Genomic DNA, 25,475 nt, shown 5'->3' on the forward strand with positions numbered 1-25,475 from the left:
GCACTCCCCGGCCGAACCTGACCCACACATCAGTCAGAAGCATCGAAGTTTCCTCGTCCAAGCGTGAGTTTCACCGGCCGGCCGGTGAAACTCCCGTCCGGCCGAATTCGGACCGCGTCAGCCGTAGAAGGACGCGATGAGGTCGGAGTTGTTGGCCTCGACCACGTTGCGCTTGACCTTCAGCGACGGCGTCAGCTCACCGGACTCGATGGTCAGGTCGTGGTCGAGGAGCTTCCACTTCTTGACCGTCTCCCACCGGTTCAGCTGGGCGTTGAGCTGCTCGACGTAGTCGGCGACCAGCGCCTGCACGGCCTCGTCGTTGACGAGCTCGGTGTAGTCCTTGCCCTGCTTGCCGTTCTCGGCGGCCCAGCCGGCGATGGCGTCGGGGTCGAGGGTGACCAGCGCGGAGACGAAGTTGCGCTCGGCGCCGAACACCATGAACTGGCTGGCGTAGGGGCAGATCGCCTTGAACTTGGCCTCGATGGCCGGCGGGGCGATGTACTTGCCGCCGGAGGTCTTGAAGAGCTCCTTGATGCGGCCCGTGATCTTGAGGAAGCCGTCGGCGTCGAGCTCGCCCTTGTCACCGGTGCGCAGCCAGCCGTCGGCGGTGATCGCGTCGGCGGTCGCCTCGGCCCGGTTGTGGTAGCCGGCCATGACGTGCGGCCCGTGGAGCTGGACCTCGCCGTCCTCGGCGATCCGGACCTCGGTGCCCGGGAAGGGCTGGCCGACGGTGCCGAGCTTGTAGGCGTCGGGGTGGTTGACCGTCGCGCCGGCGGCGTTCTCGGTCATGCCGTAGCCCTCGAGGATGAGGATGCCGGCGGCGTGGAACCACGCGGCGATGTCGGCGTTGAGCGCGGCGGAGCCGGAGATGAAGAACTTCACCCGTCCTCCGAAGCGGTCGCGGACCTTGCTGAAGACCAGCTTGTCGAACAGCGCGTGCTGGACCTTGAGGCCGACCGGGATCGGCTTGCCGGCGAGCTTGAGCTGGTCGACCGCCGTACCGACCTCGAAGGCCTTCTTGAAGATCTTCTCCTTGGCGCCGCCCTCGGACGCCGTCATGGTGACGATCCGGGCGTGCGCCTTCTCGAAGATGCGCGGCGCGGCGCCCATGAACGTCGGCTTCACGATGCCCAGGTTGTCGACGATCTTGTCGACGCGGCCATCGATCGCGGTCGCGAAGCCGCACGCCAGCTGGGTGGACAGCAGCACCTTGCCGAACGAGTGGGCCATCGGCAGCCAGAGGAACTGCAGGTCGTCCTCACCGAGGATGTTCTGGGCCTTGATCGCCTCGCCCTCGAACACCCACGCCTTGTGCAGCGTGCGGACGCCCTTCGGCTTGCCGGTCGTGCCGGAGGTGTAGATGAGGGTCGCGAGGTGGTCGGGCTCGATCGCGCGGGCGACCTCGTCGACGGAGTCGGGCTTCTCGGCCAGGTGCGCGTCGCCGAGCTCGGAGAGCTGGTCCAGGGAGATCACCCAGTCGCCGTCGGCGAGCGCGGGGTCGAAGGAGACGACCTTGCTCAGCGCGGGCAGCTCGTCGCGGTGGTCGCGCAGCTTCTGCAGCTGGGACTCGTCCTCGACGAAGACGATGCGGCACTCGGAGTCGCCCACGATGTACGCCGTGTCCTCGCCACCCGTCGACGGGTAGACCGTCGTCGTCGCGCCGCCGGCACACATCACGGCGAGGTCGGCGAGGATCCACTCGTAGCGCGTCGAGGACGCGATGCCCACGCGCTGCTCGGACTCGAGACCCAGCGCGAGCAGGCCGGCCGCGAGGCGGCGTACCCGGTCACCGGCCTGGCGCCACGTCACGGACTCCCACGCCTCACCGCGCGGGAAGCGGAAGGCCTCCCGGTTGGCGCTGTGCTCCACCCGGTCGAGGAACTGCACGGCGCAGTTCTTCGGCATGTTCTGGAGGAAACTCGTGTCGTGGTTGATGGGCATGGCGCTCCCTGCGTCTGCTCGTCCGAGACCGGCGTAACTGAGCAGTAACCTAGGCCACGGGATCAACCGACGGTAGCGACGCCGCCACCTGACGGACGAAATCCTCCGCTTTCATGCGGACCTTCGGCAGCAGGCCGTCGATGACGAGCAGCTCCGGCAACCGCGAGCGGTCGGTGTTCAGCGCCACGAACATGTCGCTCACGCTCACCCCGTGACCCGGGCGGTGGACCACCTCGATCGGCGCCCCGGCCTCGATCGTGCCGGTCTCGAGCACCCGCAGGTAGGGCCCCGGGCGCGCCGCGGCCGCGAACCTCTTCACCCACGCGCGCGGGTCGTAGCCACTCTCCCCCATCCAGCCCTTGAAGTCGTTGCAGGGGGTGCGGACGTACACGACCTCGAGCAGCACCCCGTCGACCTCGTCGCCCACGCGGAGGCGGGTGCCGATCTCCAGGGCGTTGAGGTCGATGCCGACGGTCGTGAGGTTCTCCCCGAACTGGCCGTCGCGGATCGGCCGTCCCAGCTCGCGCTCCCAGAAGTCGAGGTCCTCGCGGGCGAAGGCGTAGACCGCCTGGTCGGGGCCGCCGTGGTGCAGCGTGTCGGAGACCTGGTCACCCTCGATGCCGAGCTCGTGGACGCGGACCCGGCCGGCCACGGCGGTCTTGTCGATCGAGGTCCGGCCGATGCCGGCCCACTCCTTGTCCTGCGGGGAGCCGACGCTGATGGTGAGGACGCGAGCTGTCACAGCTCCGATTGTCCCTGCTGGGCTGCGGGAGCGGGAGCGAATTTCGGGACGGCGCCTGTGCGCAGCGGTGCCGGATCAGTCCTGGACGGCCTTCGCGATGCTCACGCACATCGTCAGCAGTGCCGGGGTGGGCGTGCGGCGCGGCGTGCCGGGCGGGTCGGCGAGGCGCTGGCGGGCCAGGTCCATCGCCCGCACCACCACCCAGTCGCGGGCGCGGTGCTCGTCGAGGCCACCGGCGTCGACGGCGGCGTGGAAGCGGGCGCGGAGGCCGTCGCGGACACGGCCGGACAGCTCGTCGTACCTGTTCCAGAGGAGCGGAGCGACCTCGTAGTGCGGGTCACCGCTCAGCGGCTTGGGGTCGATCGCGAGCCACGGGGCGCGGTGCGCGGCCAGGACGTTGCCGTAGTGCAGGTCGGTGTGGACCAGCGTTCCGTCGGTGGCAGGATCCGCGGCGAAGCGCGCGGCCAGGAGACCGGCCTGCTGCACCAGCCGTGGCGGCAGCGGTACGTCGCGGGACAGGTCGACGAGCGCGGCAGCCACCTCGCCGGCGTACGACGACAACCGCCGCAGCTGCGGGACGGCCGGACGGTGCAGGTCGCGGTAGAGGCCGGCGACGACCTCGCAGGCCTCGACGTCCCAGTGGTCGGCGAGGTCGGGCCCGGGCAGCCGCTCGAGGAGCAGCAGGCCGCGGCCCGGGTCGGCGCGGAGCAGCCGGACGGCACCGCGGCCGTGCCAGTGCTGGAGGGCGAGGTGCTCGTTGTCGTGGAGGCCGACCTTCAGGGCCGCCGGCTCGCCGTCGGCCGTCGTTACCGGGACGACGCTCGCGTGGAAGCCGGTCCACGGCTCGCCGTCGGCCGTGAGCTCCCACTCGTCGAGGAGCCCCGGCGGGAGGCTCACTCGTCCAGCCACGCCTGCACCTGCGCGTCGCTGGGCCGCGCGGCATCGGTGATCGCGTGCGGGACGACGCGCGAGAAGTAGTCGGTGACGGGCCCGTCGGACTCGCGGACGATGCAGCCGGCGGCGACCCCACCGACCACCCACGAGCCGAGCACCGCCCGGTTGCCGTCGAAGTCCGGCGCCGGGTTCCACTGCTGGTAGACGAGCGTCTGGCCGTCGTAGTGGCCCGGGTGGCGCTCGTCGCCGTCGCGCGTGTGCACCCAGATGTTGTCGCCCTCACGGCCCTGGAGCGGCTTGGCGACCCACTCGGTCAGGTCGCCGGGGTGGCCCAGGTACGCCGGCAACAGGTTCGGGTGGTCGGGGTAGAGCTCCCACAGGACCGGAAGGATCGCCTTGGTCGAGAGCATCAGCTTCCACACCGGCTCGATCCACCGGACCGGTTGTCGCTCGCGGTGCTCCAGGAGGTGGGTGCCGAACTCCTCGGCCAGCATGGCCTCCCACGGGTACAGCTTGTACGCGGCGCGGACCGGCACGTCCTCGACGTCGACGAAGCGCCGTGCCTCGGGCGCGTCGTCCCAGCCGACCTGCTCGATGACGTGGCCGAAGGTCCGCAGTCCCGCCATCGCGGCCGTGTCGCGCAGGTAGGTCGCCGTCATCTCCTCCTCGCCGCTCGTGTCGGTGCCGGAGTGGAAGAAGTGGACCTCGTGGTCGGGGAACAGCCCGCGGGCGTCCTGCTCCTGCCACCACCGGACCAGGCGGTCGTGGACGGAGTTCCACTGGTCGCGGTCGGGGAAGACGTCCTCGAGCCAGCTCCACTGCGCGACCGCGGTCTCGACCAGGCCGGTGGGGGTGTCGCCGTTGATCTCCAGCATCTTCGGCGGGAGCTCGCCGTCGTACACGAGGTCGAAGCGGGCGTGCGCGGCCGGCTGCTCGGTGCGCAGCGACTCCCGCACCAGGTCCATCGTGCCCCGCGGCAGGAGCAGGTCGGCATCGCTGAAGCGCTCGGCCATCACGGCGCCGGCGTGCAGGCACATCCGGTACAGCTCGTCGGTCGCCGCCTCGAGCCGCTCGACCTCGCCGATGGTGAACTCGTACCAGGCCGATTCATTCCAGTAGACGACCTCACCGCTGCCGTCGGGCAGCGGCGTCATCGGGAAGACGAGGCCCTGCCGGGCGACGGTCTCCCTCCAGCCGGGGCGCGGGGTGGTGGCGTGGCGCCACATCAGGCGATGCTCGCGACCACGACGAGCGCGACCGCGACGATCACCCCGGCCGTGACCTTGGCGAGCGGCTGGGTCTCCCCCGCCACGCAGACCTCCTCGCCGAGGCTGCCCGGCGTGACGAGGTCGACCAGACGCCAGGCCACGGTCTGGAGAAGCACACCGAGCACGCTGAACGCCGCCGTCCACACGAGCGCGTCGCCGAACCCGGAGGAGGCGTTGGTCCAGATCGCGGTGAAGACGATCAGGCCCTGGGCGAGCATCCACGTCGCCGCGACCAGACCGGCGCTGTGCGAGGTCCGCAAGTGCTCGCCCAACCGCCCGGGCGTGAGCAAGTCGAGCACGAACCAGCCCGCGGCGAGCACCAGGGTGCCGAGCAGGCCGTACGCGATGCCGTAGCCGAGGGCGGGGAGCAGGTCGTCCATCTGTTTCCTTCGCTGGGTTCGGTCGCCGGGCTCAGGAGCCGGAGAAGTGGACGCCGCCGAAGCCGCCCCGCTTGATCGAGCCACCGTGGGTGTCGACGCCGCCGCGCTTGACCGAGCCGCTCAACGACGAGGAGTCGTAGGTGCCGCCGCTGGTGGAGTAGCGGTCACCCACGGCCGGGGCGTTGCTGCCGGCACGCAGGTAGTACCAGTAGAAGCCACCGCCGTGGCCGTGGTAGTCGTCGTCGGAGTCATCACACAGGTCGTCGTCGACGCGCTGCTGGGTCTGCGGGTCGGTGCAGATCGCGCGGTGGTCCGGGTTGTCCTCGCAGCTGACGAAGCTCGCCGCGACCAACCCGGTCAGGCCGACGCCGACGGCGGCACTGCGCCACCGGTGCGGCCGGTCCTCCGGTCCACCCCTGTGACTGGTCACTTCTTCGGCTTGTCGCCCGCCGGACCGGTGCTGGAGAGCGCGGCCACGAAGGCCTCCTGGGGCACCTCGACGCGGCCGACCATCTTCATCCGCTTCTTGCCCTCCTTCTGCTTCTCGAGCAGCTTGCGCTTGCGGGTGATGTCACCGCCGTAGCACTTGGCGAGCACGTCCTTGCGGATCGCGCGGATGTTCTCGCGGGCGATCACGCGGGCACCGATGGCGGCCTGGATCGGGACCTCGAACTGCTGGCGCGGGATGAGCTCCTTGAGCTTGCCGGCCATCATCACGCCGTAGGAGTAGGCCGCGTCCTTGTGGACGATCGCGGAGAACGCGTCGACCGGCTCGCCCTGGAGCAGGATGTCGACCTTGACGAGGTCGGCGGCCTGGTCGCCGGAGAACTCGTAGTTGAGCGAGGCGTAGCCCTTGGTCTTGGACTTGAGCTGGTCGAAGAAGTCGAAGGCGATCTCGCCCATCGGCAGGACGTAGCGCATCTCGACCCGGTCCTCGGACAGGTAGTCCATGCCCTGCAGCGTGCCGCGCTTGTGCTGGCACAGCTCCATGATCGTGCCGATGAAGTCGGCCGGCGCGAGCACCGTGGCGTCGACGATCGGCTCGCGGACCTCGGCGATCTTGCCGTCGGGGTACTCGCTCGGGTTGGTGACGGTGAGCTGGCTGCCGTCCTCCATGACGACCTCGTAGACCACGTTCGGGGCGGTCGAGATGAGGTCGAGGTTGAACTCGCGCTCGAGCCGCTCGCGGGTGATCTCCATGTGCAGCAGGCCCAGGAAGCCGCAACGGAAGCCGAAGCCCAGCGCGCCGGAGGTCTCCGGCTCGAAGGTGAGGGCGGCGTCGTTGAGCTGCAGCTTCTCGAGCGCGTCGCGCAGGGTCGGGTAGTCGTCGCCGTCGATCGGGTAGAGACCCGCGAAGACCATCGGCTTGGGGTGCTCGTAGCCGCCCAGCGGCTCGGCTGCCTGGCGCCCGTTGACGGTCACCGTGTCACCGACGCGGGACTGGCGCACGTCCTTCACCCCGGTGATCAGGTAGCCGGTCTCGCCGACCCCGAGCTTGGCCGCCTTCATCGGCTCGGGGCTGATCACGCCGACCTCGAGCATCTCGTGCAGGGCACCGGTCGACATCATCTTGATCTTGTCGCGGTGGGAGAGCTCGCCGTCGAACACCCGCACGTAGGTGACCACGCCCCGGTAGGTGTCGTAGACCGAGTCGAAGATCAGGGCGCGGGCCGGGGCGTCGGGATCGCCGACGGGGGCCGGGACCGACCGCACGATCTCGTTGAGCAGCGCCTCCACGCCGACACCGGTCTTGGCCGAGGTGAGCAGCACGTCCTCCGGCTCGCAGCCGACGAGGTTGGCCAGCTCGGCGGCGTACTTCTCGACGTTGGCGCTGGGCAGGTCGATCTTGTTGAGCACCGGGATGATGTGCAGGTCCGCGCCCATGGCGAGGTAGAGGTTCGCCAGGGTCTGCGCCTCGATGCCCTGCGCGGCGTCGACCAGCAGGATCGCGGCCTCGCAGGCCTGCAGCGACCGGGAGACCTCGTAGGTGAAGTCGACGTGGCCCGGGGTGTCGATCATGTTGAGGATGTAGGTGCCCGGCTCGGCGCCTGCCTCGTTGCCGGCCGTGACCGTCCACGGCATGCGGACGGCCTGGCTCTTGATCGTGATGCCGCGCTCGCGCTCGATGTCCATCCGGTCGAGGTACTGCGCCTTCGCCTCGCGCTCGCCGACGACGCCGGTGAGCTGCAGCATCCGGTCGGCGAGGGTCGACTTGCCGTGGTCGATGTGCGCGATGATGCAGAAGTTGCGGATGATCGCGGGGTCGGTGTGACCTGGCTGCGGGGCGGGTGCTGACATGGTGCCGCCATTCTCCCTGAGCCGGACGGGTTCAGGAATTCGCCGTCCGCGGTTCACCCCCAGCACCCCCGGCCGGCACCTCCGCGTTCGCCCGCGAGCGGTGGGCTGGCGCCATGCCCTCGGACTTCTCGGCCCCCAGCTCCCGCCGCGCCCTCCTGCGCGGCGCCGCCCTCGTCGCCGGCACCGCCGCGACCTCCGGACTGCTCGCCGGCCAGACGCCCGCACGGGCGTACGCCGCTCCCCTGCTCGTGCGCGGCGACCGCCCGGTGCTGCCGCTCGGCGTCCAGTCCGGCGACGTCCGGCCCGGCTCCGCGGTGCTCTGGAGCAGGGCGGACCGCCCCTCGCGGCTGGTCGCCGAGATCAGCCGCGACGCGTCGTTCCGCAGGGTCCGCACCGTCCGCGGCCCGGTCGTCACGCCGGAGACCGACTTCACCGGCCAGCTCGTGCTCGACGACCTGCCGGAGGGCACCGACCTCCACTACCGGATCCGCGCCGTCGACCTGCACGACCACCGTGCCACCAGCGCGCCGACCGTGGGCCGGCTGCGGACGGCACCCGGCCGCCGCGACGACGTCCGCTTCCTCTGGTCGGGCGACATCGCCGGCCAGGGCTGGGGCGTGAACCCGGCGTACGGCGGCTTCCGGATCGCCGACGCGATGCGCGCCCGCGACGCCGACTTCTTCCTCTGCAGCGGCGACAACGTGTACGCCGACGGGCCGGTCCAGTCGTCCGTGGCGCTCCCCGACGGGTCGACCTGGACCAACCTGGTGATCCCGGAGAAGACCAAGGTCGCCGAGACCCTGGCGGAGTACCGCGGCCAGTACCGCTACAACTTGATGGCCGACAACTGGCGCGCCTTCCTCGCCGAGACCTCCCAGGTCACCCAGTGGGACGATCACGAGGTCCGCAACAACTGGTTCCCCGGCCAGGTGCTCGACGACAGCCGCTACACCGAGAAGCGGATCGACGTGCTGGCCGCGCGGGCCCACCAGGCCTTCCACGACTACGTGCCCGTCGCACCGATCTCGCCGGACTCCGAGGGCCGCGTCTACCGCGTCGTGCGGTACGGCCGCCACGTGGACCTGTTCGTGCTCGACATGCGCACCCACAAGGACCCCAACACGGGCAACCGCGAGCCGTCCGGCGACGGCGGCGTGCTCGGCGAGGAGCAGACCGCCTGGCTGATCCGCGAGCTCCAGCGCTCGCGGGCGACCTGGAAGGTGATCGCCGCCGACCTGCCGCTCGGCCTGGTCGTCCCCGACGGCGCGAGCGCGCAGGAGGGCCTGGCCCAGGGCGAGCCGGGCGCGCCGCTCGGCCGGGAGATCGACATCGCGCGGGTCCTCACCGCACTCTCGCGCGCCGGCATCCGCAACCACGTCTGGCTCACCGCGGACGTGCACTACACCGCCGCGCACCACTACTCGCCCGACCGGGCGTCGTACCAGGACTTCGACCCGTTCTGGGAGTTCGTCTCCGGCCCGCTCAACGCCGGCGCCTTCGGACCGAACGCGCTGGACGGCACGTTCGGCCCGGTCGCCGACTTCGTCGCGGCGCCGCCCTCACCCAACGCCTCGCCGGCGCAGGGCTTCCAGTTCTTCGGGGAGGTCGAGGTCGATGCGGCGTCCGGCCGGCTGACGGTGACCCTGCGCGACGTCGAGGGCGCCGCGCTCTACACCAGGACCCTGGACCCCGCGGCGCGGTAACTCGTTGGGGCCGTGGGTGGACCGTCCGCCATCATGTGCGGGTGCTCCCCACTCGGATCCCCCACGGCCGCACTGCCCGACGCGTCGAGTGGGCGCACCTGCCGCCGCGGGTGCGCCAGGCGGTCGAGGGGCACCTCGGGTCACCCGTGACGGAGGCCGCCTCCCAGGGCGCGGGGTTCACCCCGGGCTTCGCGTCGGTGCTCACCTGCGCCGACGGCACGCGCCACTTCGTGAAGGCGGCCGCGGTCAAGGCCCAGCGGCTGTTCGCTGAGTCGTACCGCGAGGAGGCGCGCAAGCTGCGTGGGATCCCCTCCGGCGTACCTGCTCCGAGGTTGTTGTGGACCGACGAGGTCGAGGACTGGTTCCTGCTCAGCACGGAGTACGTCGAGGGACGCGCCCCCGCCCGCCCGTGGACCCCGGCCGACCTGGCGCTGGCCTCCGACATGGCGGTGCGGATCGCCGATCTGCTCACCCCGGCTCCCGGGGTCGGGCTCGGCACCGCGGTCGACGAGTTCGCGTCGTGGCCGGGGCTGTGGGCCGTGATCGACCACCCGCGCGCCGCGGAGCTCGGGGCGCTCGCCTCCGGCTATGCCGACGTGGTGGCCGGCGAGACGCTCGTCCACACCGACATCCGCGACGACAACATCCTGGTGCTCGACGAGGAGCGGGCGGTGCTGTGCGACTGGAACTGGCCGGTCGTCGGCGCGCCCTGGCTGGACTCCCTGTTCCTGCTGATCGGCCCGCGCGGCGACGGCCTCGACGTCGACGCCCACATCGACGCCCACCCGCTCCTGTCGTCGGTGCCCGCCGAGCACGTCGACGTGGTGCTGGCGCTGATCCTCGGATACTTCACCGTCTCCGCCGCCGAGCCCGTGCCGCCCACGTCCCCGCACATCCGCGCGGCGCAGGCGTGGCAGCGCGACGTGATCGATCAGTGGCTGGCCGAGCGGCGCGGCTGGTCGCTCCCCGACTGACAGCCGGCGGGCCGACCGGCCTCAGCCGCGGCCGAGCCCAGCCGGGTCGATCACGACGAACGCCCGGTCGTCCGGGTGCACGTGGACGTCGAGGACGGTGTCCGGCTGGATGCGCGGGATGGCGAGCTGCGAGACCAGCTCGGTCACCGAGACCCGGTACCTCTCCCCCGTCTCGGGCGTCACCTCGAGCTCGAACACGACGTACGGGTCCTGGTTGAGGTGGCCGCGGACCCGGGTGCAGACGATCCGTGCCGTCGTACGGACGCCCTCCTCGGTCGCGCGCCGCTTCTCCGCGTTGCGGGCACGCACCTGCCGCACCTTGAGCACCGCGAACACGGCCAGGGTGACGCCGGCGACACCGAACGCCCACGCGGCGTAGGTCCCCGCGTGCCGGCCGCCGTCGCGGTTGGTGCCGACGATGATCAGGCCCCAGAAGGCGAGGGTGGGCAGGACGAAGAGGACGCCGAGGGGGAACGGCGGCTGCGAGGGGGCGCGCACGGGCGACATCCCAGCACCTCCGGGCGCCCGGGGCAACGGTCGCGGGACGACCTGACGATTTGGGGTGCCTGTCGCCCACTGTTAGCCTTGCTGGTCGCGTGTTCCGTGCGCCTGCGCCTGCCCTCACCGGCGGTGCTCCGCGCTCACGCACTCCGGACCAGACCAGCATTCACAACCCAGACGTTAGGCAACACACCCGTGGCGAACATCAAGAGCCAGATCAAGCGCAACAAGCAGAACGAGAAGCGCCACGAGCGCAACAAGGCCGTCAAGTCCGGCCTGAAGACCGCGATCCGCAAGTTCCGCGAGGCCGCCGAGTCCGGCGACAAGGACAACGCGACCGCCCTCGCCCGCGAGGCCACCAAGAAGCTCGACAAGGCCGCCTCGAAGGGCGTCATCCACAAGAACCAGGCCGCGAACCGCAAGTCGTCGATCGCGAAGCAGGCCGCTTCTCTCTGAGGCCCGGCCCTGGCTCCGGTCCGGAGCCATCACGTCAAGGGAGTCCCCGCGAGGGGGCTCCCTTCGTGATTTCTCACCGCCCCGCTGCGTTGCGAGGAACGAGCAACGCAGCGGACCGGGCGGGGAGGTTGAGGAGCGCCGCGGCTGAGGCACGAAGCCGCGACGCGCGTCTCGAAACCGGTGCCGGTCGCGCTGCAGACCGGAAGCCACGGCCGGCAGCCACCGGCTCGGGCGTAGCGCGGATCAGCCGCGACGCAGAGCCGTGATGGTCAGGACCAGCCGCTCGAGGGCGTACGAAGCGTCGCTCGCCGCACCCTTGATGTCGGCGTCGGCCTGCGCGACGGCCCGGATCGCGCGGGCGAGTCCGGGCTCGGACCAGCCGCGGGCCTGGTCGCGCAGCGAGCGGAGCTTCCACGGCGGGACGCCGACCTCGCGGGCCAGGTCGGCGTCGCGCATGCCTCGCGGGGCGCTGACCAGCCGGGCGAGTCCGCGGGCGCTGCCGGCGAACGCGGAGGTGATCAGCACGGCCGCCGTACCGGCGTCGAGGGCCCAGCGCAGCTCCTCGAGCGCCACGCGGTCGCGACCGGCGAAGGCGGCATCGGCCACGGCGAAGGACTTCGCCTCCGCGCGACCTCCGAAGTAACGGCGGACCTGGGCCTCGCTGATCCGCTCCCCCGGGAAGTCGTTGGTCAGCTGGTGGGCCGCACCGGCGAGCGAGCGCAGGTCGCGGCCGATCGCCTCGATCAGGACGTCGGCGGCATCGCGGTCGATCGTCGCGCCGTGGCGACGGACCTCGTTGGCGACGAAGTTGGGGAAGTCCGAGGGCTTGAGCTCCTCCGACTTGTGCTCGGTCACGGGGCCGAGCTTGCGGAGCTTGGTGAGCACCCCGCTGCCCTTCTGGCCGCCGCCGTGCACCAGCACCAGTGCGACGTCCTCGGACGGCGCGCCGGCGTACCCGAGCAGGCCCTCGACCGACTCGTCGGGCAGGTCCTCGAGCCCCCGGACCACCACGCAGCGGATCGCGGAGAACAGCGACGGCGCTGACATCTCCCCCAGCGTCGCCAGGGTCAGGCCGGCCGCCGAGGCGTCGGCGAACTCGGCGTCGGCGTCGTGCTCCCGGACAGCGGCCTTGACCTCGTCGACGGTGCGGGCGCCGAGGTACTCCTCCTTGCCGGTGACCAGGATGACCCGTCCCAACACGTCAGCGGCCCGCATGGGAGAAACCCTCCCACACGGGCCCGACAGCCCAGCGGGCGGCGGGCTCACCGGGAGACGACCTCGGGACCGTCGTCGCCCACGACCACGACCAGGTCGCCCTCCTCGTCGGTGCGGTGCACCTGCGCGCCCGCGTCCTCGAGGTCGGAGAGCAGCGCTGGCGCGGGGTGGCCGTAGTCGTTGTCGGCGCCGACGGACACCAGTGCGACCTCCGGGTGCAGCCCGGTCAGCCAGGACTCGTCCTGGTGGGAGCTGCCGTGGTGCGGGACCTTGAGCACGTCGACGTCTAGTCCCCGGAGCAGCCGCGCGAGCTGCGCCTGACCCGGCGGCTCGACGTCGCCGGTCAGGAGCAGGCGCAGGCCGGCGACCTCGACCACCAGCACCACGCTGGCGTCGTTGGCGGAGCTGCCGTCCCCGGCACCGCTGACCTCCCCCGCCACCTCGAGATGGACCACCTGGAGGGTCGCGGCACCGATCCGCCGGGCCGCGCCGTAGGTCGCGGGACGCACGGGCACGCCGGCGGCTTCGGCGTCCCGGCGGACCTGGGCGGCGCCGCCGGGCGGGTCCTGGACCGGACTGGTCTCGATCGCGCCGACCTGCCGTCCGCGCAGCACGCCGGACAGACCGTCCACGTGGTCGGCGTGGAAGTGGGTCAGCACGACCAGCGGGACCCGCTCCACGTCGAGCCGGTCGAGGCAGCCGTCGACGGTGGCCGGGTCCGGCCCGGCATCGACGACCACCGCGGCGCCGGGAGCCACGGACAGCGCCAGGGCGTCACCCTGGCCCACGTCGCACACCGCGAGCACCCAGTCATCGGGCGGCCAGCCGAAGGCGCCCCCCGGCCAGACCCGGCCGGGGAACCCGAGCACGACCAGCAGCAGGAGCACCCCGAGCACCGCGCCGAGGGACCGGTGGCGCGCCAGCCGCGGCAGCAGGACCGCGATCGCCAGGCAGACCAGCACCAGCAGCGCGATCGCGCCCGTACCGGTCCCCCAGCCGATCGCGGCACCGGGAAGAGCCGCACCGTGCCGGGCGACCGCGACGATCCACGCCACGCACCAGGCCGCGGCCGTGCCGAGCAGCTGACCTCCGGTCGGCCACACCAGGCCGACCAGCCCGCCCAGCAGGCCGAGGACCGTGGCGGGTCCGACCGCAGGCCCGGCCAGCAGGTTGGCCGCGACGGCGACCAGGCTGACCTGGCCGGACAGCACGGCGACGACCGGCGTGCAGGCGAGCTGCGCCGCCGTCGGCACCGCCACCGCCTCGGCGAGACCGCGCGGCAGCCAGCGCGCCAGCGCGTCGGTCAGCGGCGGTCCGAGCAGGACGATGCCTCCCGTCGCCAGGACCGAGAGCGCGAACCCCGCCGACGTGGCGAGCGCCGGCTGCACCAGCACCAGCACCGCCAGCGCGACCCCCAGGGCGCGGAGCCCACGGCGCCGGCCGTCGGGGCCGAAGGCGAACAACCCGACCGTGCCCATCGCCGCGGCGCGGAGCACGCTCGGCTCGGTGCGAGCCAGCAGCACGAAGCTCGTGATGCCCAGCAGGCCCACCACGACCAACCAGCGCCCGCGGACGCCCACGGCCCGAGCCGCGAGCAGCAGGGCACCGACGACGAGCGTGAGGTTGGTGCCGCTGACCGCGGTCAGGTGGGTCAGGCCCACCACACGGAAGTCGGCCTCGACCTCGTCGGGCAGTGCGGCGTCGTCGCCGTCGACCAGCGCCGGGACCAGGCCCGCCTGCGCCGGTGGCCGGTCGGCCACGGCCTGGCGGATCGAGGCGCGGACCGCGCCGGAGGCACGCCACCAGGGGTCCGGCCCGCGGATCCGCACCGGTGGTCGGTCGGCGCTGAGGACGGCGACGGCGTCGGAGCTCTCGGACGGAGCCAGTCGACCCTCGACGAACACCTGCTCCCCCAGCTCGGCAGCCGACCACGCCGGGACACCCAGCACCACGACGGTGCCGCCGAGCCTGCGCCGCTCGCCCCGGGCGGCGACCTCCTCCACCCGGATCCGTACGACGACACGCTCGCCCCAGGCACCGTCGACACGCCGCGGGTCGGAGACCACGGTGGCCACCAGGTCGGCCGTGGCCCGTTGGTCGGCCCACGCCCGGAGCGGGCTGGTTGTCATCGCCTGGTGGCGGAGCAGGGCGCCCGCCAGGACGGCAGCGGCCATGAGGAGCATTGCGACCGCCATGCCGCGATGGGCGCCGCGAGGTCGGCCGCCATGCGGCGGCCAGCCCACCACCAACGCCATGACGAGCAGCGCTGCCAGCAGCCAGGCGGAGTGGCCGAGGAGGCGCTGGGCAGCGATGCCTCCGAGCCAGGCAGCCCCGCCGAGGGCGGGCATCCGGAGGTCGTGGCGGGGCCGGCGGTCGCGAGCGGGGTCTCCGCGAGAGGTCGGGGCCACCGCGCCTCACACCGTCACGTGGGGAGCGAGTCGAGCCAGGGTCTTCTCGCCGATACCGTCGACCTCGAGCAGCTCGTCGACACTGGTGAACCCGCCCTGCTGGTCGCGCCACGCCAGGATCGCCTGGGCCGTGACCGGGCCGACGCCGGGCAGGGACTCGAGCTCGGCCTGGCCAGCGAGGTTGAGGTTGACCGGGGCCGCGGGGGCGCCCGCGGCGTCACCGCCCGCGGCGGGGGCGGGCGCCGGGGCGGCCCCCGTGGAGCGGGCTCCGACGACGATCTGCTCGCCGTCGACCAGCACGCGCGCGAGGTTGAGGGTGCTCAGGTCGACGCCGCGCTTGGCGCCTCCGGCGGCGGACAGGGCATCGGTCACCCGGGCGCCCTGGTCGAGGACGACGATGCCCGGGCGCCGGACCTTGCCGGTCACGTCGACCGTGACCGTCGTGGTGCTGCCCACCGGCGCCGCGGCCCCCGCCGGCGAGACCTCGTCCGACGGCGACCGCGAGCCGGGGGCCGAGGGCTCGACCAGCGGCGCGAGCGGCTCCGCGGAGACCGGTTCGACCGCGGGGCCGGGGTCGTCGCGCACCACCCACCAGGTGGTCACGGCCAGCCCGACGGCCACGGCGAGGGCGACGAGCGCGACATGGACGGGCGACAGCACGGGGAGACGGCCTCGCAGGTCGGGGGCGGGCAGCACCAGGCGTCGGCGCGCAGCATGACGACCGGGGACGGGGATCAGCGGCGCCTCCGGGGCGAGCGGCGCAGGCGCGGGCGGGTGTGTGGCGTCGAGCTCCAGCGGGGCCGCGACCCGGGTGTGGTCGGCCCACCACTCGTCCTGGTCGCCGGCGGCACCCCCGACGGGATCGCGAAGCGCACCGGGGGCAGCGCCCAGCCCCACCGCGAGCTCAGCGAGGCGGCGGGCGGCGGCGTCGGTGCGGTCGGCCGGAGGACGTCGGGAGGACATGCAGGCACGCTAGGCAGCGGCGACGGCAGCAGGCCGTCGTCGCGTGCCCACCTGTGGAGGACGGCCCCCGCAGTGCCGCCCTGTGGAGGGAAGGTGGCCTGGACCGGGACGGACGGTGCGTCAGGAGAGCACGGGCGCAACGCAGATGGCGAGCATGCCGGGACCGACATGCGCACCGAGCACGCCGCCGAGCTCGACGCTGCGCACCGGGCTGCCGTCGCGCCCCGGGACCAGCTGGTCACCGAGCTGGTTCCCGAGCCGCTCGGCCAGGGCGAGCGCGCGCTCCTCCGCCGCGAGGTGGGCGACACAGATCTCGACCTGCTGCTCGCCGGCCGCCTCGAGGGCCATCGCCTCGAGCTGGGCGATGGCCTTGGCCGCGGTCCGGACCTTGGCCCGCGGAGCGATCACGCCGTCAACGATGCCGAGCAGCGGCTTGACCGCGAGCACGCCGCCGAAGACCGCGGCAGCGGCCCCGACGCGGCCACCGCGGCGGAGGTACTCGAGGGTGTTGACGTAGAAGAGCGAGGTCGCCGAGGCGGACCGGGCCTTGGCCGCCACCGCTGCCTCCGCCGTCGTACCGCCCGCGGCGAGCACGGCAGCGGCGGACTCGACGGCGTACCCGATCGCCACCCCGACCTGCCGGGTGTCGACGCACGTGACGGGCACGGGCGCGGTGCGCGAGGCGACCAGCGCGGACTCGAAGGTCCCCGACACCTCGGCCGAGAGGTGCACCGAGACGATCTCCGAGGCGCCCTCGTCGGCAAGCCGCTCGTAGAGCTCGGAGAAGACCGCGGGGGCCGGGCGTGACGTGCTGACCGCACGCTTCTCGCGCAGCGCCGCGGCGACCCGCTCGGGGGTGGCCGCCTCGGAGCCCTCGTCGTGGACCTCGTCGTCGATCACCACCTGCAGGGGCACGACGGTGACGCCGGCCGACTCCGCCACACCGGCCTGCAGGTGTGCCGTCGAGTCGGTGACGAGAGCTACGGAGCGGGGCACAGCCCGTCCTGGTTCTCGCCAGGTTTCGAGGCTCCTCGCTCGTTCCTCGCTCGCGACACCTCAACCACCGACCACGATGTTGACGAGCTTGGGCGCCCGGACGATCACCTTGCGGACCTCGCGGCCGTCGATGGCCTTCTGGACCGCCGGGTCGGCGAGCGCCGCGGCCTCCAGGTCGGCCTCGCTGATGTCGGGCGAGACTTCGAGCCGGCCGCGCACCTTCCCCTGGATCTGTACGACGGCGGTGACCGCGTCCTCGACCAGCAGGGCCGGGTCGACGCTCGGCCACGCCACCTGGGCGACCGACGGCTCGTGGCCGAGCCGCGCCCACATTTCCTCGGCGGTGTACGGCGCCACGAGGGACAGCAGGATCGCGACGGTCTCCGTCGCCTCGCGGACAGCGGGGTCGGCCGGGCCGCAGCCCGCGTCGATCGCCTTGCGGGTGGCGTTCACCAGCTCCATGGTGCGCGCGACGACGACGTTGAAGCGGTAGGAGTCCAGCAGCTGCGCCGCCTCGTGCACCGTCTTGTGGGTGACCTTGCGCAGGGCCACGTCGCCGCCGGCGAGGTCGACACCGGGCGCCGAGGTCACGTCACCGGACAGGCGCCAGGCGCGCTGGAGGAACTTCGCGGAGCCGGCCGGCGAGACGTCGGCCCAGTCGATGTTGTCCTCGGGCGGGCTCGCGAAGACCAGCGTCAGGCGCACGGCGTCGACGCCGTACTCGTCGAGCTGCGCACCGAGCGCGACGCCGTTGCCGAGCGACTTGCTCATCTTGGCGCCGTTGTTGATGACCTTGCCCTGGGACAGGTACGCCGAGAACGGCTCGTCCCAGTCGATCAGGCCCTGGTCGCGCAGCGCCTTGGTGAAGAAGCGCGCGTAGAGCAGGTGGAGCACCGCGTGCTCGTCGCCGCCGAGGTAGAAGTCGATCGGCCCCCACGCCTTGGCCAGCGCCGGGTCGAAGGCCTGGGTGCTGTCGTGCGCGGACAGGTAGCGGAAGAAGTACCAGGACGAGTCCACGAAGGTGTCCATGGTGTCGGTGTCGCGCAGGGCCGGACCACCGCAGGTCGGGCAGGAGACGTTGACCCACTCGGTCGCAGCGCCCAGGGGCGAGGTGCCCTTGGGCTTCAGGTCGGCGCCCCGCAGCTCGGGCAGCTCGACGGGCAGCTGGTCCTCGGGGACGGCGACCTCGCCGTCCACCGGGCAGTGGATGATCGGGATGGGCGCACCCCAGTAGCGCTGCCGGGAGAGCAGCCAGTCGCGCAGGCGGAAGTTGACCGTGCCCTGGCCGTGGCCGCTGGCCTCGATCGCGGCGATCGCCTTCGACACCTCGGCGGCCTTGTCGTAGGGCTGTTCGTCGTCGTAGACGGACACGATGGGGAGGCCGAACTTCTCGGCGAACTCGCGGTCGCGCTCGTCGTGGGCGGGCACGGCCATGATCGCGCCGGTGCCGTAGTCGGCGAGGACGTAGTCGGCGGCCCAGACCGGGATCTGCTCGCCGGTCAACGGGTTGGTGGCGGTGACGCCGAGGTCGACGCCGGTCTTGGGCCGGTCGGTCGCGAGGCGGTCGATGTCGGAGGCCTTGCGTACGTCGGCGAGGTAGTCCTCGAGCGCCTGCGCCTGCTCGGGCGCGACCAGCTCCTGGGCCAGCTTGGCGTCGGCGGCGACGACCATGAACGTCGCGCCGACCAGGGTGTCGGGACGCGTCGTGAAGACCGTGATCGGGTCGTGGCCCGCGATGTCGAAGACGACGTGGGCGCCCTCGGACCGGCCGATCCAGTTGCGCTGGGCGTTGACGACCTTCGGGATCCAGGTGTCCTGCAGGTCATCGAGCGAGTCGTAGAGCTCCTGCGCGTACTGCGTGGTCCGGAAGTACCACTGCGTGAGCTCCTTCTTGGTGACCTCCGCACCGCACCGCTCACAGGTGCCGTCGGCCAGCACCTGCTCGTTGGCGAGCACGGTCTGGTCGTTCGGGCACCAGTTGACCGAGGAGTTCTTGCGGTAGGCCAGGCCCTGCTCGCGCAGCTTGAGGAACAGCCACTGCGTCCACTTGTAGTACTCGGGGTCCGAGGTGTGCAGGCGGCGCGACCAGTCGAAGCTCAGCCCGTACTTCTTGAACGAGCTGAACTGGGTCTCGATGTTGGCGTAGGTGTACGTCGCCGGGTGCTCGTCGTTCTTGATGGCGGCGTTCTCGGCGGGCAGGCCGAAGGAGTCCCAGCCCATCGGGTTGAGCACCTCGAACCCGCGCAGCTTCTTGTAGCGGCACAGCACGTCGTGCAGGGCCATCACCTCGGCGTGGCCCATGTGGAGGTCGCCGCTGGGGTAGGGGAACATCGTCAGCCCGTAGAACTTGGGCTTGTCCCCGGCCAGCACCGTCGCGTCGTCCGCGCGGAAGGCGTCGAGGCGCTCCCAGACCGGAAGCCACTTCTCCTCGACGGCATGGGCGTCGTAGTGGACCTCGGGGGATGCAGCCGTTTCACTCACGGCCAAAGGATAGTCGCCGCGGGGGTCGACTCAGGCCACGGCCTCACCGGTCTGGACGCGCCACAGCGCGGCGTAGGCACCATCGGCCGCGACGAGCTCGTCGTGGGTGCCCGCCTCGGCCACCCGACCTCCGTCGAGGACCCAGATCCGGTGCGCGTGGCGGACCGTCGAGAGCCGGTGCGCGACCACGATCGTCGTGCACCTCTCCCCTGCCCGTCGCAGCGACTTCTGGATCGCCGCCTCGGTCTCGTTGTCGACCGCGCTGGTGGCCTCGTCGAGCACCAGCAGCGCGGGGTCGCGCAGCAGCGCGCGGGCCAGGGCGATCCGCTGGCGCTGGCCGCCGGACAGGGTCACCCCGCGCTCGCCGACCCAGGCGTCGTAGCCGCCGTCGAGCCGGTCGATGAAGTCCGCCGCAGCGGCGGCCTCGGCGGCCGCGCGGACCTCGGCAGGCGTCGCGTCGGGCCGGCCGTAGGCGATGTTCTCGGCGATGGTGCCGGAGAAGAGGTAGACGTCCTGCGCGACGTAGCCGATCGAGCCGCGCAGCGAGTCCCAGTCGAGCTCGCGCACGTCGGTGCCGTCGAGCAGCACCTGGCCCGCGCGCGGGTCGTCGAAGCGCAGGACCAGGCGCAGCAGCGACGACTTCCCGGCACCGGTGGAGCCCACGACCGCATGCGTCTCCCCTGCCGGTACGACGAGGTCGAGGTCGTGCAGCACGTCCGGCCCGTCGGCGTACCCGGCCCGGACGCCGCGCAGCTCGACCCGGCCACGCACCGGCCGGTCGAGGGCCCGGGTCCCCGCCGGGACCGTCACCGGCTCGGCGAGGAGGGCGAGGATGCGTGCGGTCGAGGCGCGGCCGCGCTGGTAGAGGTCGAGCACCTCGGCGACGTCGGTCATCGGCCACAGCAGGCGCTGGGTCATGAAGACCAGCACCGAGTAGAGACCGAGCTCGAGCTCGCCGTCGAGGGTGGCCCAGCCGCCGAGCAGCAGCGTGCAGGTGAACCCGGCGAGGATGGCCATCCGCACCAGCGGCACGAAGGCGGCGGAGGCCCGGATCGCGCGCAGGTTGGTGTCCCGGTACGCCGCGGAGACCTGCTCGACGCGGGCGCGCTCGCGCTCCTCGGCGGTGAACGACTTGATGGTCGCGATGCCGGCCAGGTTGGCGCTGAGGGCGCCTGACAGGTCGGCGACGGCGCCGCGGACCCGGTCGTAGAGCGGCTCGAGCCGGCGCTGGAACACGAGCGAGCCGAGGATGATCACCGGGATCGGGAGGAAGGCGTAGAGCAGCAGCTGCCACGAGGCGATAGCGAAGACGATGCCGACGAGGAGCACGTTCAGGGCCGTCTGCAGGATCGCCGGCAGGCCCACGTCGAGCATCCGCTCGAGCTGGTTGACGTCGTCGTTGAGCGTGGCCAGCGTCGAGCCGGAGGCGCGCGACTCGTGCCAGCCCAGGTGCAGGTGCTGGGCGTGGTCGTAGGCCTCGACCCGCAGGTCGTGCTCGATCCCCTGCGACAGCCCGCGCCAGAGCACCGCGGCGGCGTACTCCGACGCCGACTCGACGACCCAGACCACGACGTTGATCGCCGCCAGCCATGCCAGCTGGGAGTGGCGCGAGTCCACGCCGAGGAGGTCGGCGACGAACGACCCCGAGCCGCGTACGACGACGTCGACCGCCGCGCCGATCAGCAGCTCGGGCACGACGTCGGCCACCTTGTTGACCGTCGACATGAGGACGGCGAGCGCGAACCGGCCGCGGTAGCGGCGGTAGCGCTGCCAGAGTGCCCCGAGCGGTCGCTCGATCACCGGTTCCACGGCGTTGCCTCCCTGCACATGACTTAGGTAGACCTTAGTTGGACCGTCCGCCGGCCGGTCGCGCGGGGCCGCTACCGTCACCCCATGACCGTCATCGACCTGTTCCGACTCGACGGCAAGGTCGCCGTCGTCACCGGCGCCAGCTCCGGCCTGGGCGTCGACTTCGCCAAGGCCCTGGCCGAGGCCGGCGCCGACGTCGCGCTGGGCGCCCGCCGCGTCGAGCGCCTCGCCGACACCGCCGCTCTCGTGGAGGCCGCCGGCCGCCGCGCCCTGTCGGTGCAGACCGACGTCGCCGACCCGGCGTCCTGCCAGGCCCTGGTCGACGCGGCCATGGCCGAGTTCGGCCGGGTCGACATCCTCGTCAACAACGCCGGCGTCGGCACCGCCGTGCCCGCCACCCGCGAGACGCCGGAGCAGTTCAGCCAGGTCATCGACATCAACCTCAACGGCAGCTACTGGATGGCCCAGGCCTGCGGCCGCGTGATGCAGCCGGGCTCGAGCATCATCAACATCTCCTCGGTGCTCGGCATCACCACCGCCGGGCTCCCGCAGGCCGCGTACGCCGCGTCGAAGGCCGGCGTGATCGGCCTGACCCGCGACCTCGCGCAGCAGTGGACCGGCCGCAAGGGCATCCGCGTCAACGCGATCGCGCCGGGCTTCTTCGCCTCCGAGATGACCGAGACCTACCCGCCGGGCTACCTCGAGTCCCAGCAGGCCCGGATCCCCGCCGGCCGCAAGGGCGACCCGCGCGAGCTGGCCGCGGCCCTGGTCTTCCTCGCCTCCGACGCCGCCGGCTACGTCACCGGCCAGACGCTCGCCGTCGACGGAGGCATGACCATCACCTGACCGGTGCTGCGCCCCCGGGCTACTTGACCGGGTGGTGGCTGGTGATCGAGATCCGGTTGAACGCGTTCATGGTGATCGCGACCCAGGCGACGGCGCTGTAGGCCTCGTCGCCGAGCACGGCGCGCGCCATGTCCTCGGCGTAGGTCCGCTCGTCGGGCTCGGGCAGCCGGGTGATCGACTCGGCCAGCTGCAGTGCGGCCTGCTCCTGCTCGGAGAACAGGCTGGTCTCCGACCACGCGTCCAGCACGGCGATCCGCCGCTCCGACTCCCCCGCCTCGATCGCGTTGCGGTGGTGGAGGTCGAGGCAGAACGCGCAGCCGTTGATCTGGGAGATCCGCAGGTTGACCAGCTCGACGAAGCGGCGGTCGAGACCGGCGGCCTCCGCCGCGGCGCCGGCCTGCTCCGACAACGCCACCGCTGCCTTGTACGCCGCCGGCACGGCCTTGTCGAGGAAGACGTGCCGGCGCGGTGCGGCCTGGTTCATGCGGGCCAGTCGGTGATGTCGTCGAAGTCGTGGTGCTTGGTGAGCCACCGGGCGACGTAGGGGCAGTGCGGGATGATCCGCTTGCCCTGCGCGCGCACGTCGGCGAGCGCGAACTCCACGACGCCGCCGGCCAGGCCCTGCCCGGCGTACTTGTCGGCGACCTCGGTGTGGACGAAGTCCACGTGGGCGTCGTCCGGCAGCCGGTACTGCGCGAACCCGGCCAGCTCGTCGCCGTCGCGGATCTCGTAGCGGTGCTTGTCGGGCGCGTGGACGTAGGTGATGCCTGCGTCGGTCATGGGGCCAATCCTGCCGGGCGGGTGGGCAAAACGCACGGAGGCCGCCCGTTGCCGGGCGGCCTCGTGCGTCGAGCGGTGCGTCAGCTCAGGTCGAAGCGGTCGAGCTCCATGACCTTGACCCACGCGGCGACGAAGTCGCGGGCGAACTTGTCCTTGGCGTCGTCGCTCGCGTAGACCTCGGCGAGCGCTCGCAGCTGCGAGTTGGAGCCGAAGATCAGGTCGGCGGCGGTGGCCGTCCAACGGACGTCGCCGGTGGCCGCGTCACGGATCTCGTAGACGTGCTCCTCGCCCTCCGACGCCTTCACCACGGCGCCCGGGGCGAGCAGGTTGGTGAAGAAGTCGGTCGACAGCACGCCCGGCTGCGCGGTGAGCACGCCGTGCGACGAACCGTCCACGTTGGTGCCGAGGGTGCGCAGGCCGCCGAGCAGCACGGTCAGCTCGGGCGCCGAGAGGTCCAGCATGTAGGCGCGCTCCAGCAGCAGGGTCTCGAGCGGGAGCTTCTCGCCGGGACGCGCGTAGTTGCGGAACCCGTCGGCCCGGGGCTCGAGCACGGCGAACGAGTCGGTGTCGGTCTGCTCCTCGGTCGCGTCCGTGCGGCCGGCGGTGAACGGCACGGTGATGTCGAAGCCGCCGTCCTTGGCGGCCTTCTCGACCGCGGCGGAGCCGGCGAGCACGATCAGGTCGGCCAGGGAGATCTTCTTCTCGCCCTGCGCGTCGAACGCGGCCTTGATCTCCTCGAGCTTGCCGAGGACCGTCGCGAGCTGCTGCGGCTGGTTGACCTCCCAGTCCTTCTGCGGCGCGAGGCGGATGCGCGCGCCGTTGGCGCCACCGCGCTTGTCGGTGGTCCGGAAGGTGGCGGCCGAGGCCCACGCCGTGGAGACGAGCTCCGCGACGCCGAGGCCGGACTCGACGACCTTCGCCTTGAGCGCGGCCACGTCCTGCTCGTCGACCAGCGGGTGGTCGACGGCCGGCACCGGGTCCTGCCAGAGCTGCGCCTCGGGCACCCACGGCCCGAGGTAGCGCTCGACCGGACCCATGTCGCGGTGCAGCAGCTTGTACCAGGCCTTGGCGAAGGCCAGCGCGAACTCGTCGGGGTTCTCGAGGAACCGGCGTGAGATCTTCTCGTACTCCGGGTCGAAGCGCAGCGCGAGGTCGCTGGTCAGCATCGTCGGCAGCCGCTTGGGCGAGTCCGCGGCCGGGCCGGGGATGATCGCCTCGGCGTCCTTCGCGACCCACTGCTTGGCACCGGCCGGGCTCTCGGTGAGCTCCCACTCGTAGCCGAAGAGGATCTCGAAGAAGCGGTTGCTCCACTGGGTCGGCTTGTCGGTCCAGGTGACCTCGAGGCCGGACGTGATCGCGTCAGCACCCTTGCCGGTGCCGTACGACGAGAGCCAGCCCAGTCCCTGCGCCTCGATCGGCGCACCCTCGGGCTCGGGGCCGACCAGGGCAGCGTCGCCCGCACCGTGGGTCTTGCCGAAGGTGTGGCCGCCGGCGATGAGCGCGACGGTCTCCTCGTCGTTCATCGCCATCCGGGCGAACGTGTCGCGGATGTCCCGCGCCGACGCCAGCGGGTCCGGGTTGCCGTTGGGGCCCTCCGGGTTGACGTAGATCAGGCCCATCTGGACCGCACCCAGCGGGTTGGTCAGGTCGCGCTCGCCGCTGTAACGCTCGTCGCCCAGCCAGGTGTCCTCGGTGCCCCAGTTGATCTCCTCGGGCTCCCACACGTCCTCGCGCCCGAAGGCGAAGCCGAAGGTCTTGAAGCCCATCGACTCCAGGGCCACGTTGCCGGCCAGCACCAGCAGGTCGGCCCACGAGATCTTCTGGCCGTACTTCTGCTTCACCGGCCACAGCAGGCGGCGGGCCTTGTCGAGGTTGCCGTTGTCGGGCCAGCTGTTGAGCGGGGCGAAGCGCTGCGCGCCGTCGCCCGCGCCGCCGCGGCCGTCGAAGATGCGGTAGGTGCCGGCGGCGTGCCAGCTGAGGCGGATCATCAGGCCGCCGTAGTGGCCGAAGTCGGCGGGCCACCAGTCCTGCGAGGTGGTGAGCACCTCGGTGATGTCGCGCTTGAGGGCCTCGACGTCGAGCTTGGCGAACTCCTCCTTGTAGGAGAACGCCTCACCCAGCGGGTTGCCGGCCGGCGCGTGGGCGTGCAGCACCGACAGGTCCAGCTGGTTGGGCCACCAGTCCTGGTTGCTCCGGGGACGGTGGGTCTTCGGCGTCGGCGACGAGAGCGCGGGGTTCTCGCTCTCACTGCCGTCGTGGGCGACGGGGCAGCCGGCCTGGTTCTCGGACATGCTCAACCTTTCGAGGGGGTGATCGGTCAGGTGCGGACGGAACATTCGGGGCAGACGCCCCAGTAGATGACCTCGGCCTCGTCGATCACGAAGCCGTGGGAGTCGGACGCGGTCAGGCACGGGACGTGCCCGACAGCGCAGTCCACGTCGGCGATCGAGCCGCAGGAGCGGCACACGACGTGGTGGTGGTTGTCGCCGGTGCGCGTCTCGTAGCGCGCGACCGAGCCGGCGGGCTTGATGCTGCGCACCAGGCCCGCCTCGGTGAGGGTGTGCAGCGAGTCGTAGACCGCCTGGTGCGACACGTCCGGGAGCAGCGCACGCGCCGCCGCGATGACCGACTCGGTGTCGGCGTGCGGGTGGGCGTGCACCGCTTCGAGGACGGCCAGCCGCGGACGGGTGACCCGGAGTGCGACGTCCCGCAGCTGCTGCTGGAAGTCGGGCGGGTGCATGTCCGCCAGTCTGCCACTTTTCTTGAATGAGTCAAGACTTCAGTACGGCGCGTCGGCGGCTGGTCCTGCTCCCGCCGGGT

The 25,475-nt window shown here is 72.1% G+C and carries 22 protein-coding genes; 4 read left to right on the forward strand and 18 right to left on the reverse strand.

Annotated elements, in window-relative coordinates; translation table 11 throughout:
* Positions 1 to 117: 117 nt before the first annotated feature.
* From ASE20_RS17375 to lepA, 7 genes are all read right to left on the reverse strand, one after another.
* A complete protein-coding gene (locus ASE20_RS17375; RefSeq protein WP_056895855.1) occupies positions 118 to 1,941 on the reverse strand; it encodes an AMP-dependent synthetase/ligase in 1,824 nt (607 codons plus the stop codon).
* A 49-nt stretch (positions 1,942 to 1,990) separates the two neighbouring features.
* Positions 1,991 to 2,683 carry an MOSC domain-containing protein gene (locus tag ASE20_RS17380; protein ID WP_056895856.1) on the reverse strand — a complete coding sequence of 231 codons (693 nt, stop codon included), beginning with the start codon at positions 2,681 to 2,683 and terminating at the stop codon, positions 1,991 to 1,993.
* A gap of 75 nt (positions 2,684 to 2,758) precedes the next feature.
* Positions 2,759 to 3,592, reverse strand: a complete 834-nt coding sequence (locus ASE20_RS17385) for an aminoglycoside phosphotransferase family protein (protein ID WP_056895857.1) — start codon at positions 3,590 to 3,592, stop codon at positions 2,759 to 2,761.
* A complete protein-coding gene (locus ASE20_RS17390; protein WP_056895858.1) occupies positions 3,577 to 4,803 on the reverse strand; it encodes a glutathionylspermidine synthase family protein in 1,227 nt (408 codons plus the stop codon). The genes ASE20_RS17385 and ASE20_RS17390 overlap by 16 nt, the downstream gene beginning before the upstream one ends.
* Positions 4,803 to 5,225, reverse strand: coding sequence for a DUF350 domain-containing protein (locus tag ASE20_RS17395; protein ID WP_200952857.1), 423 nt, complete (start codon positions 5,223 to 5,225; stop codon positions 4,803 to 4,805). Before ASE20_RS17395 ends, ASE20_RS17390 begins: the two co-directional genes overlap by 1 nt.
* A 31-nt stretch (positions 5,226 to 5,256) precedes the next feature.
* The gene (locus ASE20_RS17400; protein WP_056895859.1) at positions 5,257 to 5,655 is read right to left on the reverse strand and encodes a hypothetical protein; all 399 of its coding nucleotides are present in this window, start codon (positions 5,653 to 5,655) and stop codon (positions 5,257 to 5,259) included.
* The gene (gene lepA, locus ASE20_RS17405) at positions 5,652 to 7,523 is read right to left on the reverse strand and encodes a translation elongation factor 4 (RefSeq protein WP_056895860.1); all 1,872 of its coding nucleotides are present in this window, start codon (positions 7,521 to 7,523) and stop codon (positions 5,652 to 5,654) included. Before lepA ends, ASE20_RS17400 begins: the two co-directional genes overlap by 4 nt.
* A gap of 113 nt (positions 7,524 to 7,636) precedes the next feature.
* Between lepA and ASE20_RS17410 the strand changes: the two genes are divergently transcribed.
* Together ASE20_RS17410 and ASE20_RS17415 are read left to right on the forward strand one after the other, a co-directional pair.
* Entirely contained in the window at positions 7,637 to 9,226 is a 1,590-nt protein-coding gene (locus ASE20_RS17410) for an alkaline phosphatase D family protein (protein WP_056895861.1), read from the forward strand.
* 41 nt (positions 9,227 to 9,267) lie between these two features.
* On the forward strand, positions 9,268 to 10,200 hold the full coding sequence (locus ASE20_RS17415) for a hypothetical protein (protein WP_225869228.1): 933 nt from the start codon (positions 9,268 to 9,270) through the stop codon (positions 10,198 to 10,200).
* Positions 10,201 to 10,221: 21 nt separating this feature from the next.
* Here ASE20_RS17415 and ASE20_RS17420 read toward each other — a convergent pair whose 3' ends face one another.
* Positions 10,222 to 10,698 (reverse strand): hypothetical protein, encoded by a 477-nt coding sequence (locus tag ASE20_RS17420; protein ID WP_157538678.1) that lies wholly within the window; start codon positions 10,696 to 10,698, stop codon positions 10,222 to 10,224.
* A gap of 198 nt (positions 10,699 to 10,896) precedes the next feature.
* On the opposite strand from ASE20_RS17420, the gene rpsT reads away from it, so the two are divergent.
* Entirely contained in the window at positions 10,897 to 11,157 is a 261-nt protein-coding gene (gene rpsT / locus ASE20_RS17425; RefSeq protein WP_056895864.1) for a 30S ribosomal protein S20, read from the forward strand.
* Positions 11,158 to 11,400: 243 nt separating this feature from the next.
* On the opposite strand, the gene holA is transcribed toward rpsT, so the two are convergent.
* From holA to ASE20_RS17455, 6 genes are all read right to left on the reverse strand, one after another.
* Positions 11,401 to 12,372, reverse strand: a complete 972-nt coding sequence (gene holA, locus ASE20_RS17430) for a DNA polymerase III subunit delta (RefSeq protein ID WP_056895865.1) — start codon at positions 12,370 to 12,372, stop codon at positions 11,401 to 11,403.
* 47 nt (positions 12,373 to 12,419) lie between these two features.
* On the reverse strand, positions 12,420 to 14,720 hold the full coding sequence (locus ASE20_RS17435; protein ID WP_056895866.1) for a ComEC/Rec2 family competence protein: 2,301 nt from the start codon (positions 14,718 to 14,720) through the stop codon (positions 12,420 to 12,422).
* Between the two features lie 66 nt (positions 14,721 to 14,786).
* Positions 14,787 to 15,743, reverse strand: a complete 957-nt coding sequence (locus tag ASE20_RS17440; protein ID WP_157538679.1) for a helix-hairpin-helix domain-containing protein — start codon at positions 15,741 to 15,743, stop codon at positions 14,787 to 14,789.
* Positions 15,744 to 15,863: 120 nt separating this feature from the next.
* Positions 15,864 to 16,739: a DegV family protein gene (locus ASE20_RS17445; RefSeq protein ID WP_056895867.1), complete on the reverse strand. Its 876-nt coding sequence runs from the start codon at positions 16,737 to 16,739 to the stop codon at positions 15,864 to 15,866.
* Between the two features lie 60 nt (positions 16,740 to 16,799).
* Positions 16,800 to 19,220, reverse strand: coding sequence for a leucine--tRNA ligase (leuS, locus tag ASE20_RS17450; protein ID WP_056895868.1), 2,421 nt, complete (start codon positions 19,218 to 19,220; stop codon positions 16,800 to 16,802).
* A 30-nt stretch (positions 19,221 to 19,250) separates the two neighbouring features.
* On the reverse strand, positions 19,251 to 21,029 hold the full coding sequence (locus tag ASE20_RS17455; RefSeq protein WP_225869229.1) for an ABC transporter ATP-binding protein: 1,779 nt from the start codon (positions 21,027 to 21,029) through the stop codon (positions 19,251 to 19,253).
* 84 nt (positions 21,030 to 21,113) lie between these two features.
* Between ASE20_RS17455 and ASE20_RS17460 the strand changes: the two genes are divergently transcribed.
* Entirely contained in the window at positions 21,114 to 21,875 is a 762-nt protein-coding gene (locus ASE20_RS17460) for an SDR family NAD(P)-dependent oxidoreductase (protein WP_056895870.1), read from the forward strand.
* 19 nt (positions 21,876 to 21,894) lie between these two features.
* On the opposite strand, the gene ASE20_RS17465 is transcribed toward ASE20_RS17460, so the two are convergent.
* The 4 genes from ASE20_RS17465 to ASE20_RS17480 all read right to left on the reverse strand — a co-directional run bounded on the left by ASE20_RS17465 (position 21,895) and on the right by ASE20_RS17480 (position 25,395).
* Positions 21,895 to 22,359, reverse strand: coding sequence for a carboxymuconolactone decarboxylase family protein (locus ASE20_RS17465; protein ID WP_056895871.1), 465 nt, complete (start codon positions 22,357 to 22,359; stop codon positions 21,895 to 21,897).
* Complete coding sequence (locus tag ASE20_RS17470) at positions 22,356 to 22,655, reverse strand: GNAT family N-acetyltransferase (RefSeq protein WP_056895872.1); 300 nt, start codon at positions 22,653 to 22,655, stop codon at positions 22,356 to 22,358. The genes ASE20_RS17465 and ASE20_RS17470 overlap by 4 nt, the downstream gene beginning before the upstream one ends.
* A gap of 80 nt (positions 22,656 to 22,735) precedes the next feature.
* A complete protein-coding gene (gene katG, locus ASE20_RS17475; RefSeq protein WP_056895873.1) occupies positions 22,736 to 24,946 on the reverse strand; it encodes a catalase/peroxidase HPI in 2,211 nt (736 codons plus the stop codon).
* 26 nt (positions 24,947 to 24,972) lie between these two features.
* Positions 24,973 to 25,395, reverse strand: a complete 423-nt coding sequence (locus tag ASE20_RS17480; RefSeq protein ID WP_157538681.1) for a Fur family transcriptional regulator — start codon at positions 25,393 to 25,395, stop codon at positions 24,973 to 24,975.
* Between the last annotated feature and the right edge of the window lie 80 nt (positions 25,396 to 25,475).

It is taken from the genome of Nocardioides sp. Root240 (assembly GCF_001428825.1).
Taxonomy (GTDB): Bacteria; Actinomycetota; Actinomycetes; order Propionibacteriales; family Nocardioidaceae; genus Nocardioides.

Bases quoted from the DNA above. Each gene is read 5' to 3' on its own strand.
- ASE20_RS17410 (WP_056895861.1), top strand. From the start codon at position 7,637: ATGCCCTCGGACTTCTCGGCCCCCAGCTCCCGCCGCGCCCTCCTGCGC.
- ASE20_RS17470 (WP_056895872.1), bottom strand. From the start codon at position 22,655: ATGACCGACGCAGGCATCACCTACGTCCACGCGCCCGACAAGCACCGC.
- ASE20_RS17395 (WP_200952857.1), bottom strand. From the start codon at position 5,225: ATGGACGACCTGCTCCCCGCCCTCGGCTACGGCATCGCGTACGGCCTG.
- katG (WP_056895873.1), bottom strand. From the start codon at position 24,946: ATGTCCGAGAACCAGGCCGGCTGCCCCGTCGCCCACGACGGCAGTGAG.
- lepA (WP_056895860.1), bottom strand. From the start codon at position 7,523: ATGTCAGCACCCGCCCCGCAGCCAGGTCACACCGACCCCGCGATCATC.
- ASE20_RS17480 (WP_157538681.1), bottom strand. From the start codon at position 25,395: ATGCACCCGCCCGACTTCCAGCAGCAGCTGCGGGACGTCGCACTCCGG.
- holA (WP_056895865.1), bottom strand. From the start codon at position 12,372: ATGCGGGCCGCTGACGTGTTGGGACGGGTCATCCTGGTCACCGGCAAG.
- ASE20_RS17440 (WP_157538679.1), bottom strand. From the start codon at position 15,743: ATGTCCTCCCGACGTCCTCCGGCCGACCGCACCGACGCCGCCGCCCGC.
- ASE20_RS17390 (WP_056895858.1), bottom strand. From the start codon at position 4,803: ATGTGGCGCCACGCCACCACCCCGCGCCCCGGCTGGAGGGAGACCGTC.
- ASE20_RS17375 (WP_056895855.1), bottom strand. From the start codon at position 1,941: ATGCCCATCAACCACGACACGAGTTTCCTCCAGAACATGCCGAAGAAC.
- ASE20_RS17460 (WP_056895870.1), top strand. From the start codon at position 21,114: ATGACCGTCATCGACCTGTTCCGACTCGACGGCAAGGTCGCCGTCGTC.
- ASE20_RS17435 (WP_056895866.1), bottom strand. From the start codon at position 14,720: ATGCCCGCCCTCGGCGGGGCTGCCTGGCTCGGAGGCATCGCTGCCCAG.
- ASE20_RS17465 (WP_056895871.1), bottom strand. From the start codon at position 22,359: ATGAACCAGGCCGCACCGCGCCGGCACGTCTTCCTCGACAAGGCCGTG.